Source organism: Arthrobacter sp. TmT3-37 (assembly GCF_054510835.1).
Genome location: NZ_JBTNDU010000010.1, coordinates 67,712 through 83,910, shown reverse-complemented (window position 1 = coordinate 83,910; position 16,199 = coordinate 67,712). Strand labels below are relative to the sequence as shown.

Genomic DNA, 16,199 nt, shown 5'->3' with positions numbered 1-16,199 from the left:
TTCGCCACCCCGGTGGCCACCACCAAAGGATCTCCCATGCCAACCACCGTCAGCCCTGTCTCCTTCGAGCACCACCGGGAGCCCCTCGGGATCGGCGAGCGGCGGCCCCGACTGAGCTGGAAGACACGGGCGGAGCCCGGCTGGGTGCAGCAGCGGTACGAGATCGAGGTCGTCCGCGGCACCGACACGTGGTCGTCCGTGGTCGTCACGTCCCCCGAGTCGGTCCTGGTGCCCTGGCCTGCAGGCGACCTCCCGTCACGGACGGCCGTCACGGTGCGCGTCCGGGTGTGGGGGGCCGACGACGTCGAACCGAGCGCGTGGAGCCCCGCCGCCACCGCCGAGACCGGCCTGCTCGACCCGACGGACTGGACAGCGCGCGCCGTGGCACCGAAATGGGACGAGGACCCGGAGGCGCTGCGCCGCCCTCCCCTCCTCCGCCGCGGTTTCTCCCTCGAGAAGCCCGTCCGCGAGGCACGCCTGTATGTCACCGCCCACGGGCTCTACGAGGTGGAGATCAACGGGCAGCGGATCGGCAACGAGGCACTCGCGCCGGGCTGGACGGTGTACGGCCGGCGCCTGCGCTACGCCACCTATGACGTGAGCGACGCACTGGTGCCCGGCAGCAACGCGATCGGCGCATGGCTCGCCGACGGTTGGTACCGCGGACGCCTCGGCTTCCATGGCGGCTACCCGAACCTGTACGGGAGTGACATCGCACTGCTGGCCCAGTTGCACATCACGCACGACGACGGTTCCACCACGGTGCTCGGAACGGACGAGACGTGGCGTGCGGGGTTCGGACCGATCCTCAGCACCGGGCTGTACGAGGGTGAGCACTATGACGCGCGCGAGATGCCGGCTGGCTGGTCCGCTCCCGGGTTCGACGACGCAGCATGGACGCCCGTGCGGGTCATGCCGCGGGATCCCGCGACCCTGGTGGCACCCGACGGTCCACCCGTCCGCTGCACGGAGGAACTCCCGCCGGTCGCGGTGACCACCTCCCCGTCGGGCAAGACCCTTGTCGACTTCGGGCAGAACCTCGTGGGCCGGCTCCGGCTCCGCCTGTCGGGCCTCGCGCGCGGACAGGAGATCCGCCTGCGCCATGCGGAGGTCCTGGAGGACGGCGAACTGGGCACGCGGCCGCTGCGCGGCGCGGCGGCGACCGACGCCTACATCGCGGCCGGCGACGACGACGCCGAGTGGGAACCACGCTTCACCATCCACGGCTTCCGGTACGCCGAACTCACGGGCTGGACGGGTGAGGACCCGATGACCGCCATCACCGCCCGCGTCTACCACACGGACATGGAGCGCACGGGCTGGTTCGAGACTTCGCACGACGGCGTCAACCGCCTGCACGAAAACGTCCGCTGGAGCATGCGCGGCAATTTCGTGGACATCCCCACCGACTGCCCGCAGCGCGACGAGCGGCTGGGCTGGACGGGCGACCTGCAGGTCTTCGCCCCGACCGCCACGTTCCTCTACGACTGCTCCGGCATGCTCGGCTCGTGGCTCAAGGACGTCGCCGCCGAACAGCTCGAGGACGGGACGGTGCCGTGGTACGTGCCCGTGATCCCCGGCGGCGAGGAGTGGACACCCATCCAGCCCGGTGCGGTCTGGGGGGACGTCGCCGTCCTGACCCCCTGGAAGCTGTACGAGCGCTTCGGCGACACCGGCGTCCTGGCCGCCCAGTACACCAGCGCCAAGGCCTGGGTGGACCTGATGGCCGCTCGTGCGGGGGACTCGTATCTCTGGAACACCGGCATGCAGCTCGGGGACTGGCTCGATCCCGCTGCGCCGCCCCACGATCCGGCCGACGCCACGACCGACCGCTACCTCGTCTCGACCGCGTACTTCGCCTGGTCGACCCAGCACCTGGCCGAGATCGCCAGCGTCCTGGGCCATACCGCCGACGAGCTCCAGTACCGTGAGCTCGCACGGAAGGTGCGTGACGCCTTCGCCTGCGAGTTCATCTCCCCGTCCGGCCGTGTCGTCAGCGACGCGCAGACGGCGTACGCACTCGTCCTGGCCTTCGGGCTCGCTCCCACCGAGGAGCAGCGGCGCCGCGGCGGCGAGCGGCTGGCGGAACTCGTGGGCCACGCGGGGAACCGGATCGCCACCGGGTTCGCCGGGACCCCGCTCGTCACCGACGCCCTCACGAGTGTCGGCGACGTCGAGACCGCCTATGCCCTGCTGCTGGAGGAGGAATGCCCGTCCTGGTTGTATGCCGTGGGGCAGGGCGCGACCACCATCTGGGAACGGTGGGACAGCATGCTGCCCGACGGTTCCATCAATCCCGGCAACATGACCTCGTTCAACCACTACGCGCTCGGCGCCGTGGCCGACTGGATGCACCGCGTGGTCGCCGGTCTCGCGCCGGCCGCCCCGGGGTATCGCAGCATCCTGTTCCGGCCGCGCCCGGGAGGCGGGCTGACCTCTGCGAGCGCCCGGCACGAGACCCCCTACGGCTCGGCGTCGATCACCTGGACGCTCGAGGCAGGCAACCTGTCGGTGGAGGTCACGGTGCCGACCGGCTCCACCGGTGTCGTCGACCTCCCGGGCCGGGACCCCGTGTCCGTCGGATCCGGTACGCACACGTTCGTCCAGCTGGCTGCGGCGCGCTAGGGGTCGCCTACCATAGGGATACCCTGCCCGAATCACCATCCCGTTCCGGGATGGTCCCCCGTGCGAACTCCGATCGAGGTGCCGTGCCAGCCGTCCAGCCAGCGAGCGATGACTTGTCCGCTGCCCCCAGCATGAACGACGTCGCACGTCTCGCCGGGGTCTCGCTCGGCACCGTCTCGCACGTGCTGAACAAGCCGGAGATCGTGTCGGCGAAGACCATCGCCCGTGTCACGGCCGCCATCGACGAACTCGGGTTCGTCCGCAATGATGCCGCGCGGTCGCTCGCTGCGGGGAGGAGCAACACGGTGGGGCTCATCCTGACCGATGTGGGCAACTCCCTGTTCGTGGACATCGCCCGCGGTGCCGAGCGGGCGGCCAGTTCGGCGGGGCGCTCCCTGCTCCTGGCGAACAGCGACGTGACGTTCGAGAAGCAGGAGTCCTACCTCGACATCTTCGACGAGGCCCGTGTCGCCGGCATCATCCTCGCACCGCTCGACGCTGGTCTCGACGGCGTGGATCGCGTGCGGAGGCACGGCCGCAACATCGTGCTCGTGAACTACGCGGGGGACCGCACCGACTGCTGCAGCGTGGTGGTCGACGAGGAGCACGGCGGATACCTCGCCGCCACGCACCTCATGGACCTGGGGCGCACCCGCCTACTCTTCGCGGGCGGGCCGAGCGACCTCCACGCCGTGAACGCCCGCCGCGAGGGTGCACAGCGCGCCGTGCGGGAACGCGGGAACGGAGTGACCCTTCAGGTGATCCCGAGCCGCAACCTCAAGAGCGCCAGCGGCCGTTCGATCGGGCGGCAGCTCCTCGAGGACGGCGCCATTCCCGACGGCATCCTCGCTCCGGCCGACCAGCTGGCGGCCGGACTCATCCACGAACTCACGGACGCCGGGGTCACCGTACCGTCCGATGTCGCCGTCATCGGCTACGACAACAACCAGTTCGCATCCGAGGCCGCCATCCCCATGTCCACGGTGAGCCAGCCGGGCCACGAGATGGGCGAGGAGGCCCTGCGGCTACTCATCGACGAGATCGACAATCCCCGCACCCATGAACACCGCCGCATCACCCTCGAGCCCTCGCTCATCGTGCGCAGGAGCACCGTCGCGCACTAGCGCGCACCTGCGGCCGGCTCAGGGCACCAGCACCAGGCGGATCGGGTTCCCCTCCTTGCGTTCGAGGCGCGCAACGGCGGCTGCGGCATCACGCAGCGGAAGGGTGTCACTGATGGACCGGGCGAAGTCGAGGCGCCCGAGCTCGGTGAGCGCCACGAGCTGCGGTACGTGGTGGGCCTCCGACCCGTAGTGGCCGCGGACCTGCTTGCGCGTGTAGGAGAAGGCGGTGCTGTCGGAGACGGTGATCGGGTTGCCGCTCAGACCCACCAGCACGAGCCGGCCCTGCAGTCCCAGGCTGGCGAGGGCCTGGGCGCGCACGGCGTCCACGCCTGCGAAGTCGAAGGCGACGTCGAGACCGCGCCCGGCGGTCGCGGCGGCCATGGCCGCCGAGAAGTCGTCGGCGCGCGGATCGAGCGCCACATCGGCGCCGAAGGCGAGCGCCCGCTCGCGTGCCTCGGGCAGCGGGTCGACGGCGATGATCGGGGCGGCACCCACCATGCGCAGCAACTGCACGCCGTGGGCTCCGAGCCCGCCGACACCCCACACCCCCACGGCCTCCGCGGCACGGACCTTGCCGGTGGACACGATCGAGGCCCAGGGCGTCGAGACGGCATCGGGGATGATCGAGGCCTGCTCGTAGGAGAAGTCCGCGCTCAACGGCACCAGCACTCCGGCGGGCACCACCACGTATTCGGCCCAGCCGCCGTCGTAGTCGACGCCCATGGTGAGGGTGACGCCCTTGTACTCGTACCCCGCCTGCAGCACCACGCGGTCACCCTCGGCCCAGCCCTCGACCCCGTCGCCCGGCAGGTCGACGCTGCCGGCGACCTCGTGCCCCAGGGTGACCTCGTCGCCCTGCAAGTGCAGCGGTTTGAGCAGTCCCTCGATGAGGTGGACGTCGGACAGGCACACACCGGCAGCCTGCACCCGGATCCGGACGAACCCCGGCCCGGGGACGGGTACCGGCACCTCCCTGACCTCGAAGGTCCCGGTGCTGACGTTGAGCCTTCCGGCGAGCATGGTCTCGTTCATGGGTCCTCCGTGATGGGTGATGGGGCGCTTTCATGCTAGCCAGCGTGGGCGAGGGGCCCCGAGGTGGAGGAACGCCTTGACCCGCCGCTGTGCGCCATGTCTCTCCACCGATCGTCAGTTGCTTAGGCAACCTAAGAGTAGAATGGAGTGCTGTCGAGGAAAGGACACAGACCGTGCGCGAAGCCCTGCAGAGGCTCGGATCCTTCGCCGCCGTGGGAACGGTGGCCTTCCTCGTCGACATCTCGGTGTTCAACATCCTCGCCCTCGGCTTCGGAGTCGGGCCCATCACCTCCAAGATCGTCTCGGTGGCGCTGGCCACCGGCGTCTCGTGGCTCGGGAGCCACTACGTGACCTTCCGCGCGTTCGCGGGACGGCCGAAGCGCGAGGAGGCGATCCTCTTCGCCCTCACCAACCTCGTCGGGCTCGGCATAGCCGCCGCCTGCCTCGTCGTATCCCACTACCTCCTCGGGCTGACGAGCCCCCTGGCGAACAACATCTCGGCGAACGTCGTCGGGGTCCTCCTCGGCAACGTCTTCCGCTACGTGGCCTACCGGTTCTTCGTCTTCCGCCCCGCGCTGCCGGCCGCGACCGCGACGCTCTGCGCCGCGGGTTCCTGAACGATCCCGTCGAACCCTGGCAAGCGATGAACGGCACGCCGACCGGGATGGGCACGACTCGCGCCCCGGCGTAGGGTAGGGACTGACAGTCAGCATGCTTCGGAAGGCTGCCCGCCCTTCCCGCCGTCGTTCCCCCACCTCCTGAAAGACTCCGCCATCCGCGCCCCCACCGCACTCACAGCCCTGGCCCTCGGCGGCGGACTCCTGCTCGCCGTGGCCGGACCGGCTCCCGCGCAGTCCGCGATGCCGATGACCCTGCCCGCAGCGCAGGTGGACCCGCTGGTTCCGGCCACTCCGGGTCCGGAGGAGGCCATCGCACCGCCGACGGCCGTACCCGGACAACCCGTGGTGACGGACCCGGCTCCGCCGCCGGTCGATCCGGGCACACTCCCCGGAACGGAACCCACGGGGGAGCCCACACCGACGGTCGATCCTCCTGCCGTAGAACCCGCGCCGTCCGAGTCTCCCGTCGTCCCGCCCGAGCCGGAGCCGACGGTGGCGAGCACCGAGCCCGAGCCGGGTGCGACCCCTGCTTCGCCGTCCCCGCGCGCGTCGGCGTCGGGCAGCAGTACGGCACCGCCGGAATCGTTTACGGAGTCGTCGCCCGCACCGGTCGTGGTCCCCGGCGACAACGCCGGCGGAGTCGGCGGGATGGAAGCGCCCGCACTGTCGCCGACACGGATCGATCCGGCCACCGGCCCGGTCGTGACAGGGCCGGACCTCTCCTCGGGCCGGCCGCAGACCGAGAACTCGGTGGCCGAAGCCGAGGCCCGGACCGGGGACGCACTGTCTGCACGTTATGTGGCAGCAGGCATCCTGAGCCTGGTGGCGGTCGCCCTGGCCCTGGGGATCGCCGTCGTCTCGCAGCCGCGCCGGAAGCGGCACACGCACTAGGAACACACAGAAGGAGCCGGGAGGATCTCCCGGCTCCTTCTGTGTGTGGCTTACGGGGCTAGCGGACCTGAAGGGTCAGCATGCCCGTCGAGTTGGACTGGACGACCTCGATCTTCGTCCCGGTGCCGGCGACGACGACGGAACCCTGCGGGTTCGTGGCGTCGTAGTAGGCGTTGGGGTTGGTGTCGTCGAAGACGGCGACGCCCGGCTGCGAGGGCGCCGTGAGCGTGGTCATGCCCGCCGCGGTCTCGCGGTGCAGGTTCAGCGCATCCGTCGCCTGCTTGCCGAAGGTGGCATCGAAGCTCTGGATGCGGTTGCGCACGACGGTGCCGTCCGACCAGGTGAGCGCCTTGGGGTGGGCGTCGACCGGCAGGGCCAGGCCGGCGCCCGGGTGCTGGCGCGTGTTGTTGTTGGTCTGCGCGGTGTTCCAGTAGGTCACGCTCAGGCCGTCCTGGTACGCGTAGTGCTCCACGGTGTCCGGCGCGGTGACGCCCCAGCCGAAGTTGTACGGGCCGGTGGCGAGCGTCGCGTCGTAGCCCGCGTACACGCGGTTCTCGGCGATGTAGAAGCGGTTCTTGCCGGCCGCGTCCTTGGGCAGGTTCACGACGACGGCCTGCGGGGCCTTCGTGGCGTGGAACGAGGGGCCGATCTTGTGGGTGGACTTCACGCCCGCCGTGGCGACGTCGTAGTCCAGCCAGCCGAGCTGCAGCTTCTCCCAGGCACCCATGTGGTTCGGGGTGGTGCCGATGGAGCCGTCCCCGTGGCCGAGCCACGAACCGGAGCTCATGAGCGTCCAGAAGCCGGTGCCGTTCTCGCCGCCGCTCGTGTCGTACAGGTCGGGCAGGCCGAGGTCGTGACCGTACTCGTGCGCGAAGACGCCGAGGCCGCCGTTCTCGGGCTCCGTAGTGTAGTCGCGGATCCAGATGTCGGAATCGCCGATCTTGATGCCGCCGAAGGGGTTGGCCGCGGGGCCGGAGGTGCCGCGCCCCGCCTGGCCGACGGCCCAGCGGTGGGACCAGATGGCGGACGACGCCGCGCCTGCCTCCTCGCCCTCGCCCGCGTGGATGGCCTGGAAGTGGTCGATGTAGCCGTCGGCCTCGTCGAAGTCGCCGTCCTTGTCGAAGTCGTAGCGGTCCCACTGGTCGAACGTCGCGAGGTGGGCGTCGATCTCGGCTGCGGTCTTGCCGGCCGCGACCTGCGAGTCGTACCAGGCGTTCGCGGTGTCCTGCACGAAGCGGGTCATGTCCGCCTGGCTCTCGGTCTCGCCGTAGCTCGCCGAGTTGTAGGGCACGGTCACCCAGTCGCTGACGTCGCCGTCGACCGTGTACCGGCCGCTGGACATCTCCTCGTAGACGCCCTTCAGCGACTCGCCCTCCTCGCTGAAGAACATGTCGAGGTAGTGCTCGCGGTCGAAGGTGTCGGACCAGTAGGTGGAGTTGTCCACCGCCCGGTTCGGCTCCTTGATGGCGTTGTGCGTCGGGCCTGCCGTCGAGGTCGGGAAGCGCGGGTCGATCTTTTCGCCGAAATCGACGAGGAAGGACAGGATCTGGTCGCTGTCCTGCAGGCCGTACTGTGCCCACTGGCCGGGAGCGACCTTGACGGCCTTCGAGCCGCCGCGGTCCTCGACCTTGGCCTCTCCGGAGAGGACCTTCGCCAGGCCCTGCTGGTTGAGGTCGCGGCGCTCCTCCGCTGCAGGGTCGGAACGGTCGTCGAGCTTCACGGCCGCGCCGTCGGCGCTGGGCGAGGAGGTGAAGGACGACGTCGCGGTCGATGCGTCCGCCGCGGTGCCGGTGGTGGCCTGTGCGCTCACGGGAGCGAGCACGACGGCGCTGGTCACGGCGAGCGCCATCGCGCACCGCAGCCCCCGGGTACGAGGTGTGAGATTCAAGGGTTCTCCTTAGTGAAATATCCCAGCTGATGCAGAACACCCTCAGGTTAGGTGCCCGAGGTTACGAACATGTTGCCTAGGTCACATGTTCTGGCAGGGACGCTAGCACCGCCCGGGGACACTTCGGAGGTCGGTTGCGTTCTATGAACCATCTCTCTGGTGTGCTCTGGCGCACCGGGACGGTACGCCCTATAGTGCACGGCCGGCGCGGACCGTGAGCGCGCACCCGTGGACGAGCCCGGGCACCTGTGGCACCCCGTCCTCAGACGAAATCCGCGAGCACCCCCGCCGCCTCGCCGAGGACCTCGGAGCGGGTCGTCGCGTGCACGGAGAGCCGGATGCGGTCCGGCCCGTGCAGCGTCACCGAGATGTCGGCGGCGGCGAGCGCCGCGTGCGCTTCGGCCGCCCGCCCCGGAAGGCCCGCGACCACGATCCCCGCCCGGTCCTCCCGCTCCCGGGGCGAGAGGACCGGCACACCTGCCGCGTCGAGCTGGTCGATCAGGGCACCCGCGTGCGTCGCGATGATGCCCTCGATGGCCGGCACGCCCACCGGCTCGATCAGTTCGAGGGCCTCCGCGAACGCCCCGGTCGCGTACGGGGACAGGTTCGAGATGGAGAAGCGCCCGGCCCCCGGCAGCGGCGCGTGCTCCTCGCCGTCGTACCGTCGGGCGTCGGCGACCCCCGTCCAGCCGGTGAGCAGGGGCTCGATGCGCTCGAGGCCCTGTGGCGACATCGCGATCCCGGCCACGCCCCAGCCGGCCCGCACCCACTTCTGCGCGCCGGCGATCAGCACGTCGGCGAGTGTCCATTCCAGATCGGCGACACCGAACCCCTGGATGCCGTCGACCACGAGGAGGCGGTCGGGGCCGATCGCGTCGCGGATCCCGGCGAGACCGGCCCGGTAGCCGGTGCGGAAGTCGACGGCGCTGACACTCACGGCAACGGTGTCGTCCGTCAGCCGGTGGGCGACGACGTCGGGGGTCACCCGGGTGCCGGGCTCCCCCATCAGGTCGACGCGTGCACGGCCCGCCGCCCCGGTGCGCAGCCAGGGATAGGTGTTGGACGGGAACTCGCCGGCGCCGACGAGCACCGTGCCGGAGGCCAGGCCGAAGGCCACCTGGAACAGGCCGAGCGAGGTACTGCCGGTCAGCCCCACCTGTTCGAGCGGGAATCCGCTGAGCCGTGAGAAGGCTTCCCGCGCCCGCTTGTCCTCGCCCTCGAGCGTGCTGCTCGCGCCGACGGCTGCCTCTCCGGCCGTCTGCATGAGGTGCGCCACGTGGTCGCGGACGGCGGTCGACGGCGGGCCGAAGCTCGCGAAGTTCAGATACCCGGGAGCCTCCGAGAAGGTGCCCTGATAGGCGGCGAAGAGTGCGGCGTCGTCCTGCGTGGCTCCCATGCAGTCCACCCTACGGTCCGGGACGACCGGAAGACCCGCGTCAGCGCCGCTTCTTCCTTCCCTTCAGGAGCGCGTTCGTGCTGTTCGTCGCGATCCTCGTCGACGCGTCGGCATCCGCACCGGCGGTGGTTCCACGGTTGGAGGAACCGAGCCCCCGGCCCCTGCCGACCGACGCGGCCCCGTCCGCGCTGCTGGCGATGCGCTCCTTGCGCACCTCCTCCCGCACGGTGGTCCTGCCGGCCACTTCGACCGTCCTCATGCTCACGCGCTCGACGGGCACCGTCTCCTTGCTCAGGACGGCGAGTTCCTCGTGTGCCACGAGTTCCACGGACTGCTCCTGGAACGGTACGCCTTCGGCCTCCAGGCGCACGGGCGACGAAATGGGTTCCACCTCGATCCGGATCTCCTCCCGCTTCAGCGGGACGGTCATCGTGGCCTCCTCGGTCACGATGTACTTCCGGAGACGCACGCGGGCGGCCTCGTACTGCTCGGTCCCGACGCGCAGTCGTTCCTCCGAGCGGACCACCCAGGGGGTGCCGCCCTCGTCATGCGTGTGCGTCCCACCCTGCGTCCGGGCGGTCGTGGGCGCCGGTGTCGCGTCGGACGTTCCTGCCGTGTGCATCGCGCGTGCTGCGGCCTCCCCCGTCGCCGCGCCCGGAGCAGCGGCCGACGGCGTCGTCGTGCGCGCGGCGGCGGATTCAGTCGCCGGCTCGGCGGCGGCATGTTCAGTTGCCGGCCCGGCGACGGCGGATCCGGTTGCCGGCGTCGTCGTGCGCGCGGTGGCGTGTTCGGTTGCCGGCGTCGTCGTACGCACGGCAGCGTGTTCGGTTGCCGGCTCGACGGCGGCGAACCGAGGGACCGGAGCCGCTCCGCGCAGCCCGTAGTGCCGGTACAGCGCAGCCTCGTCCTCGGGGCTGAGGTGGCCGTCGCGGTCGACGGACGGCGCGTGCCTGATGAGGTCGCGCGGATAGGCCACCACGAGGTCGCGCCCCTGCACGGATGCACCCTCGAGGGGCACGAATGACTCCCGGGTCCCGAAGAGGCCCGTGTGGACGGTGACCCACGACGGCCGGTCATCGGCATCGTCGAGGTACACCACGCCCACCGTGCCCACCTTGTCCCCCTCGCCGGTGACCACCGTGCTGCGGTGCCTGAGCAGCGGGTCGAGGTCGTTCATCGTGAGCATGCGGAGTCCTGTCGTCGGTATCGGCCGCGAGGAGCGGGTGAACCTCAGGGTAGGAGCGGCGCCCACGTTATAGCAAGCATGCTTACTAATCGGCGTGGCGGTGGACATCTCCTCCGGGTGGACGGGCAAGGGCGTCGCGGGAGCGGAGCAGAGCAGCAGCTCGACTCCCGGGCGGCGCCGTCGTCGCGGGATCCGGCACGGCCTAGGCCGCCGCCAGCTCCGCCAGCAGCTCGTCCGACGCCGCCTGCCCCTCGAGGTCGAACGCGCCACCGGCGACGAGCAGCTCGGCGGCGCCCGTCCGCGCCTGCAGGTCGATGAGCTGCCGCGACACCTCGCCGGGCGTCCCGTACACGGCGGTCGCGAGCGATTCGGCGACGTACCCCTCCTCCCGCGCGGAGAGGGGCTCGTCGCCGGCGGCCTCGAGCGGCGGGACGTAGCCCCGGGTCCGCGAGACGGCGAGCGCTCGGGCCTCGGGCAGGAGCAGCTGCCGCGCCTGCGCCGTCGTGGCCGCCACCGCGACGTTGACGGACACCGTCACGTGGGGTTCCTCCCACCACGGTGACGGGCGGAAGGCGGTCCGGTACCGCTCGAGCGCTGGATCGCCGTCCCGGAACAGGGCGGGCCCGCCGAGCACGACGGCGAGACCCGCCCGTGCCGCGATGTCCAGGCCCTGGCCAGTGGCCAGGACGAACACGGGCGTGCGCCCACCATCCTGCGGGCGCGCGGTGACCGGCGCCGTGCCGCCGAGGAAGGCGAGCAGTTCGGCGATGTCCTGCTCGAACCGGTCCGCATCCTCCCTGCCTGCCCGCAGCGCCGTCCGCACGGCCTGGGTGAAGCCGAGCGAGCGCCCGATGCCGAGGTCGAAGCGGCCGCCGGACAACGCGTTCAGCGTTGCGGCCTGTTCGGCGACGACCAGGGGCTGGTGGTTCGGGAGCATGATGCCGCCCGTACCGATGCGGATCGCCGTCGTGCGGGACGCGACGGCCGCCGCCAGCACCGCGGGCACCGACCCGGCGATGCCGGGCACGCCGTGGTGCTCCGCCACCCAGAACCGACGGTAGCCGAGCCGTTCGGCCTGCCGCGCGCGCTCGACGACCCGCTGGAGGGTCTCCACCTCGGGAGTACCGAGCCGGGATTGTGCGCGGTCGAGGACGGACAGGCCGGTGAAGGGAAGGGACATACTTCGTGGAACCGATGACGGTCCGGCGTCATTCCGATAGTGTTGCCGGACAGGCGTCGGCGACGGCGCCTGGGTCCGCCGGACAACGGGGTGCGGCAGACCCGGATCAGCAGCGGGGTCAGCACCATGAAGATCGTCACCAGGATCCGCCGTCGGGTGCTCGGCTCACCCGCGCCCACCACGCACCAGCCGCAGTCGGCGCAGCTCGACGATCTCGCGGCGCGCATCGCCGATTCCTATGCGCGGCGGATCGAGATCACCGACCGGATCGCGGGAGGCCGTGCCCTCCCGGGCGACGAGGCCCGCCTGCGGATCCAACGGGACATCACGGCGAGCTACCAGAAGCGCCTCGAGAAGATCGACCTGCCCACCGGCACGGGCGACGACGCCGAGGCCTGGTTGCGGTCCGCCGGCACAACGCGCGGCGCGCGGACGCGGCAGGACCGCCCGCACTAGCGCTTCCCGCAGCGGTTCCAGGAATGACGGTGGCACGCGTCAGGATGGGATTTCACCGCCGGCCGCTCCCCGCGGCCCGGCGTGGTCTCACCGAAAGGACTCCCCGCCATGATGGGCGCCCACCATGCTGCCTGCGGCGCCGCCGCCTGGGTTGCCGCCACCACCCGGATCGACGTGCATCCGGGCCACCTGCTGTCGGCGCTGCCCGAGTCGGTCACCCTCGGGTTCGGCCTGCTCGATGTCAGCCCGGTGGGCGTCGTCACCGGCGCACTGGTCACCGCGGGCGCGGCACTGCTGCCCGACGCCGACCACCACAGCGCCACGATCGCCCATTCCCTGCCGCCGCTGTCGAACCTGTTCTGCGCCGGTGTCGGCGCGATCTCCGGCGGCCATCGCCGCGGCACCCACTCCCTGCTCGGCGTGGCCGCGTTCGTCGCCGTGGCGTTCGTCGCCGGACTCTGGACGGTCGGGACCACCGACTTCGGCACCATCTATCCCGGTGCGGGGCTGCTCACGGTCCTGCTCGTGTCCTTCGCGGCGAAGGCCCTGAAGATCATCCCCGACAGCATGCGTCGCTCGCCGTGGGCCGTCGGGCTGACCGCGGGTGCGTTCGTCACCGCGTTCGCCCCCGAGGAGCAGTTCTGGTTCCCGCTCGCGGTCGGCATCGGCGTCGTGGTCCATATCCTCGGCGACATGCTGACCACCGGCGGCTGCAATCCCGTGTACCCGTTCCGCATCCGGCGGCCGCGGAGCCTGGCGGGCCTGCCGGTCATCGCGCAGGTGTGGCGGCCGAACGGCAATATCGCGGTACCGCTCCTCGGCAATGCGGGGTCGGTCCGGGAGTGGTGCCTACTGGTGCCCGTCTCGCTCTACGCGGTGGGCGGCATCGGATGGGCCATCACCCGGTTCGACGACGGCGGTGCGGTGGTCGCGCGCCTCTCCGGAGCCGGGTGACCTCCGAGCGGTACGAAAAAAGCCGGAAACACGGCCACGCTAGTGTCGGGGACAGCTACCGACAGCTGGAAGAGGTTTCATGCACCGCGACGGTTTGTTCTTCGATCCCCTGCAGGACGAGGCGGATGCGCCGACCCTGCCCGAGCCCGAGCCGGCTCGGCCCCATCAGCCGAGCGCCGACGAACTGCAACTCCAGCGTCAGCGGGAACTAGCGCGCGTGCAGGACGACCTGAAGAGGATGGCCCGGGGCTCCTCGCGGCGCTGACGGCCGCCGCGACGGTGGCCGCGCGGCCGCCGTCGTCCGGTGTGGACCGCTAGCAGCCGTCGGGACCGCACGCCGGTCCGTCGGCCGACGGCGTGAGGGACACCAGCGGGTGCGACTCCTGCCAGGCCTGGTCGAGAGCCTGGCGGAACAGTGCGGTCGGCTGGGCGCCGGAGATCCCGTACTTGCGGTCGACGACGAAGAACGGCACGCCCTGCACGCCGAGGGTGCGGGCCTCCTCGATGTCCCGGCGCACGTCGTCGGCGAAGTGGTCACCGGCGACGGTGTCGCGGATCTCGGCCTCGTCGAGGCCGATGCCCGTGCCGAGGGAGACGAGGACATCGACGTCGGACGTGTCCAGACCCTTCTCGAAGTGGGCGGACATCACGGCTTCCTTGGCGGCGTCACCCCGACTCCGGGACGTGGCGAGGTGCAGGAAGCGGTGCGCGGTGAAGCTGTTCCCCACCACGATGCGGTCGAAGTCGAAGTCCAGGCCCTCACCCGAGGCCTGCTGCGCCAGGTGCTGCCACATCTGCGTGACCTGCTCGGGGGCGATGCCCTTGCGCTCGGCGAGGTACTGCTGCTCGGTGCCCTCGTAGTGGTCGGGCAGGTCCGGGTCGAGCTGGTAGCTCTTCCAGGTCACCTCGACGCTGTCCCTGTGCGGGAAAGTCGCGAGGGCCTTCTCGAAACGGCGCTTGCCCACGTAGCACCACGGGCACTTCACATCGGACCAGATCTCTATCTGCATGTCCGGTAGAACGGCGGCGGGCCCGGGCGCTGTTCCCTGGGGAAGCGCCCGGGCCCGGCTACTACCTCCGGTTCAGCAGGTTGCGGAGGATGCCGCCCACCTTGCCCGACGGCATCGGCGTGCCGCGCCGTCCGGCGTTCATCCCGCCGCCTCGCGTCCGACCGGTGGTGGGTGTGGTGCCGGTTCCCGACCTGCCCAGGTAGCGGCCCGCTGCGTTCTTGACCATGTTGCTGATGCCCATGCCGATCTCCTTCGATTCCGCCTCTGCACCCGAAACATCAGGTGGCTTACGAGTTTACGCCGCCCGCCCGGTCGCGGCCAGACAGCGGGAGGGAACTCCGGAACCCGGGTACTAGGCCGTCCCGGGAGGTTCCACGGTCAGCCCCGACCGCCGGAGCAGCGCGTAGGTCTTCGGATGCTTCGGCCGGAAGAAGACCTCGTCGGGCGTCCCCTTCTCGACGATGACACCCTGGTCCATGACCACGATGATGTCCGCGATGTCCCGCGCGAACTGCATCTCGTGGGTCACGATCACCATCGTGGTGCCCTGGGCGGCGATCGCCTTGATCACCGCCAGCACCTCCTCCACGAGTTCCGGGTCGAGGGCCGACGTCGGCTCGTCGAACAGCATGACGCTCGGATCCATGGCGAGGGCGCGGGCGATCGCGACGCGCTGCTTCTGCCCTCCGGACAGCCTCGAGGGGTAGTTGTCCTTCCGGTCCAGCAGCCCCACCCTCTTCAGGTTCTCGAGCGCGTGCTGCTGCGCCTCGTCCCGGGACATCTTCTTGACGTCCTGCAGGGGTGCCATCACGTTGCCGAGGGCGGTCTTGTTCAGGAACAGGTTGAACTGCTGGAAGACCATGCCGAGGTCGGTCCGCTTCCGCGCGGTGATGGACGCCTTCTCGTCGACGAGCTTCCCGTCCCGCTCCTCGTATCCCACGAGGTGGCCGTTGACCAGGATCCGGCCGTCGTCGATCGTCTCGAGCTTGTTCATGCAGCGGAGCAGGGTGCTCTTGCCGGACCCGCTGGAGCCGAGGATGACGACGGTCTCGCCCTTGTGGACGTCCAAGTCCACGCCCTTCAGGACCTCGATCCGATTGACCTCCCGCCGCTGCCCCCGGAGGCGCTGCAGCAGGCTCGGGGTCTTGGTCACCACGAACGTCTTGTGGACGTCCCGCGCACTCACGATCACTTCGTCAGACATGGACCCTCGCTCTCTTCTCCAGGGCACTCACGATGCGGGACAGCGGGAGGCTGATCAGCAGGTACAGCAAGGCGGCCGCCGTGTAGACCTGCGTCGTCTCGAACGTCTGCGCGTTGATGACGTTCGCGGTCTTCAGGATCTCGGTCACGGCGATGACCGACGTCAGGGCCGTGTCCTTCACCATCGCGATGAAGTAGTTGCCGATCGGCCCCAGCGACACGATGAAGGACTGCGGAAGGACGACCTTCCACAGCGCCTGGCCGGGCGTGTAGCCGAGGGACAGGGCGGCTTCCGTCTGGCCGGCCTCGACGGAGAGGATCGCCGAACGGAAGACCTCCGACAGGTAGGCCGCATAGTTCAGGCCCAGGCCGAGGATCCCCGCCGGGACCGGATCGATGTTCACCCCGATGGCGGGCAGGACGAAGAAGATGTAGACGAGCTGGACCAGGAGGGGCGTGCCCCTCATGACCTCGATGTACACCAGGCCGATGCCGCGCAGGATCTTCGACTTCGAGATCCGCGCGAGTGCCAGCAGCAGCCCGAGGACGAGCGCCAGGGCCATCGCCCCCAGGGCGAGCTGGATGACGATCGGTGCGGCTGCCAGCAGGCGCGGGAAGTAGCTGAGCGTGCTCT

At 70.5% G+C, this 16,199-nt stretch carries 16 protein-coding genes; 7 read left to right on the top strand and 9 right to left on the bottom strand.

The window, feature by feature from the left end; translation table 11 throughout:
• Window positions 1–36: 36 nt before the first annotated feature.
• Both ACX80U_RS13105 and ACX80U_RS13100 read left to right on the top strand, forming a co-directional pair.
• Window positions 37–2,625, top strand: a complete 2,589-nt coding sequence (locus ACX80U_RS13105) for a family 78 glycoside hydrolase catalytic domain (protein ID WP_459268777.1) — start codon at window positions 37–39, stop codon at window positions 2,623–2,625.
• A gap of 131 nt (window positions 2,626–2,756) precedes the next feature.
• Window positions 2,757–3,749, top strand: a complete 993-nt coding sequence (locus tag ACX80U_RS13100) for a LacI family DNA-binding transcriptional regulator (RefSeq protein WP_133080218.1) — start codon at window positions 2,757–2,759, stop codon at window positions 3,747–3,749.
• An 18-nt stretch (window positions 3,750–3,767) separates the two neighbouring features.
• Here the strand turns inward: ACX80U_RS13100 and ACX80U_RS13095 are convergent, their stop codons facing one another.
• Complete coding sequence (locus tag ACX80U_RS13095) at window positions 3,768–4,781, bottom strand: zinc-binding dehydrogenase (protein WP_459268776.1); 1,014 nt, start codon at window positions 4,779–4,781, stop codon at window positions 3,768–3,770.
• A 173-nt stretch (window positions 4,782–4,954) separates the two neighbouring features.
• On the opposite strand from ACX80U_RS13095, the gene ACX80U_RS13090 reads away from it, so the two are divergent.
• Together ACX80U_RS13090 and ACX80U_RS13085 are read left to right on the top strand one after the other, a co-directional pair.
• Entirely contained in the window at window positions 4,955–5,398 is a 444-nt protein-coding gene (locus ACX80U_RS13090; RefSeq protein ID WP_459268775.1) for a GtrA family protein, read from the top strand.
• 213 nt (window positions 5,399–5,611) lie between these two features.
• Window positions 5,612–6,292: a hypothetical protein gene (locus ACX80U_RS13085; protein ID WP_459268774.1), complete on the top strand. Its 681-nt coding sequence runs from the start codon at window positions 5,612–5,614 to the stop codon at window positions 6,290–6,292.
• 58 nt (window positions 6,293–6,350) lie between these two features.
• On the opposite strand, the gene ACX80U_RS13080 is transcribed toward ACX80U_RS13085, so the two are convergent.
• From ACX80U_RS13080 to ACX80U_RS13065, 4 genes are all read right to left on the bottom strand, one after another.
• Complete coding sequence (locus tag ACX80U_RS13080; protein WP_459268773.1) at window positions 6,351–8,180, bottom strand: immune inhibitor A domain-containing protein; 1,830 nt, start codon at window positions 8,178–8,180, stop codon at window positions 6,351–6,353.
• A gap of 262 nt (window positions 8,181–8,442) precedes the next feature.
• The gene (locus tag ACX80U_RS13075; RefSeq protein WP_459268772.1) at window positions 8,443–9,576 is read right to left on the bottom strand and encodes an aminotransferase class V-fold PLP-dependent enzyme; all 1,134 of its coding nucleotides are present in this window, start codon (window positions 9,574–9,576) and stop codon (window positions 8,443–8,445) included.
• Window positions 9,577–9,616: 40 nt separating this feature from the next.
• Window positions 9,617–10,762 (bottom strand): PRC and DUF2382 domain-containing protein, encoded by a 1,146-nt coding sequence (locus ACX80U_RS13070; protein ID WP_459268771.1) that lies wholly within the window; start codon window positions 10,760–10,762, stop codon window positions 9,617–9,619.
• A gap of 202 nt (window positions 10,763–10,964) precedes the next feature.
• Entirely contained in the window at window positions 10,965–11,942 is a 978-nt protein-coding gene (locus ACX80U_RS13065; protein ID WP_459268770.1) for an MsnO8 family LLM class oxidoreductase, read from the bottom strand.
• A 90-nt stretch (window positions 11,943–12,032) separates the two neighbouring features.
• Between ACX80U_RS13065 and ACX80U_RS13060 the strand changes: the two genes are divergently transcribed.
• The 3 genes from ACX80U_RS13060 (at window position 12,033) to ACX80U_RS13050 (ending at window position 13,617) form a co-directional block, all read left to right on the top strand.
• A complete protein-coding gene (locus tag ACX80U_RS13060) occupies window positions 12,033–12,398 on the top strand; it encodes a hypothetical protein (protein WP_208739674.1) in 366 nt (121 codons plus the stop codon).
• A gap of 108 nt (window positions 12,399–12,506) precedes the next feature.
• Window positions 12,507–13,352 (top strand): metal-dependent hydrolase, encoded by an 846-nt coding sequence (locus ACX80U_RS13055; RefSeq protein ID WP_459268769.1) that lies wholly within the window; start codon window positions 12,507–12,509, stop codon window positions 13,350–13,352.
• 79 nt (window positions 13,353–13,431) lie between these two features.
• A complete protein-coding gene (locus ACX80U_RS13050) occupies window positions 13,432–13,617 on the top strand; it encodes a hypothetical protein (RefSeq protein WP_459268768.1) in 186 nt (61 codons plus the stop codon).
• A 49-nt stretch (window positions 13,618–13,666) separates the two neighbouring features.
• On the opposite strand, the gene ACX80U_RS13045 is transcribed toward ACX80U_RS13050, so the two are convergent.
• From ACX80U_RS13045 to ACX80U_RS13030, 4 genes are all read right to left on the bottom strand, one after another.
• Window positions 13,667–14,362 (bottom strand): DsbA family oxidoreductase, encoded by a 696-nt coding sequence (locus ACX80U_RS13045; protein ID WP_459268767.1) that lies wholly within the window; start codon window positions 14,360–14,362, stop codon window positions 13,667–13,669.
• Window positions 14,363–14,423: 61 nt separating this feature from the next.
• On the bottom strand, window positions 14,424–14,603 hold the full coding sequence (locus tag ACX80U_RS13040) for a hypothetical protein (RefSeq protein ID WP_133080208.1): 180 nt from the start codon (window positions 14,601–14,603) through the stop codon (window positions 14,424–14,426).
• A gap of 111 nt (window positions 14,604–14,714) precedes the next feature.
• The gene (locus ACX80U_RS13035) at window positions 14,715–15,566 is read right to left on the bottom strand and encodes an amino acid ABC transporter ATP-binding protein (protein WP_133080207.1); all 852 of its coding nucleotides are present in this window, start codon (window positions 15,564–15,566) and stop codon (window positions 14,715–14,717) included.
• Window positions 15,559–16,170, bottom strand: a complete 612-nt coding sequence (locus ACX80U_RS13030; protein WP_459268803.1) for an amino acid ABC transporter permease — start codon at window positions 16,168–16,170, stop codon at window positions 15,559–15,561. The genes ACX80U_RS13035 and ACX80U_RS13030 overlap by 8 nt, the downstream gene beginning before the upstream one ends.
• Window positions 16,171–16,199 lie beyond the last annotated feature (29 nt).

Coding starts and splice junctions, on each gene's coding strand:
- ACX80U_RS13105 (WP_459268777.1), top strand. CDS start 37: ATGCCAACCACCGTCAGCCCTGTCTCCTTCGAGCACCACCGGGAGCCC.
- ACX80U_RS13100 (WP_133080218.1), top strand. CDS start 2,757: ATGAACGACGTCGCACGTCTCGCCGGGGTCTCGCTCGGCACCGTCTCG.
- ACX80U_RS13095 (WP_459268776.1), bottom strand. CDS start 4,781: ATGAACGAGACCATGCTCGCCGGAAGGCTCAACGTCAGCACCGGGACC.
- ACX80U_RS13075 (WP_459268772.1), bottom strand. CDS start 9,576: ATGGGAGCCACGCAGGACGACGCCGCACTCTTCGCCGCCTATCAGGGC.
- ACX80U_RS13070 (WP_459268771.1), bottom strand. CDS start 10,762: ATGCTCACGATGAACGACCTCGACCCGCTGCTCAGGCACCGCAGCACG.
- ACX80U_RS13065 (WP_459268770.1), bottom strand. CDS start 11,942: ATGTCCCTTCCCTTCACCGGCCTGTCCGTCCTCGACCGCGCACAATCC.
- ACX80U_RS13055 (WP_459268769.1), top strand. CDS start 12,507: ATGATGGGCGCCCACCATGCTGCCTGCGGCGCCGCCGCCTGGGTTGCC.
- ACX80U_RS13050 (WP_459268768.1), top strand. CDS start 13,432: ATGCACCGCGACGGTTTGTTCTTCGATCCCCTGCAGGACGAGGCGGAT.
- ACX80U_RS13045 (WP_459268767.1), bottom strand. CDS start 14,362: ATGCAGATAGAGATCTGGTCCGATGTGAAGTGCCCGTGGTGCTACGTG.
- ACX80U_RS13040 (WP_133080208.1), bottom strand. CDS start 14,603: ATGGGCATCAGCAACATGGTCAAGAACGCAGCGGGCCGCTACCTGGGC.
- ACX80U_RS13035 (WP_133080207.1), bottom strand. CDS start 15,566: ATGTCTGACGAAGTGATCGTGAGTGCGCGGGACGTCCACAAGACGTTC.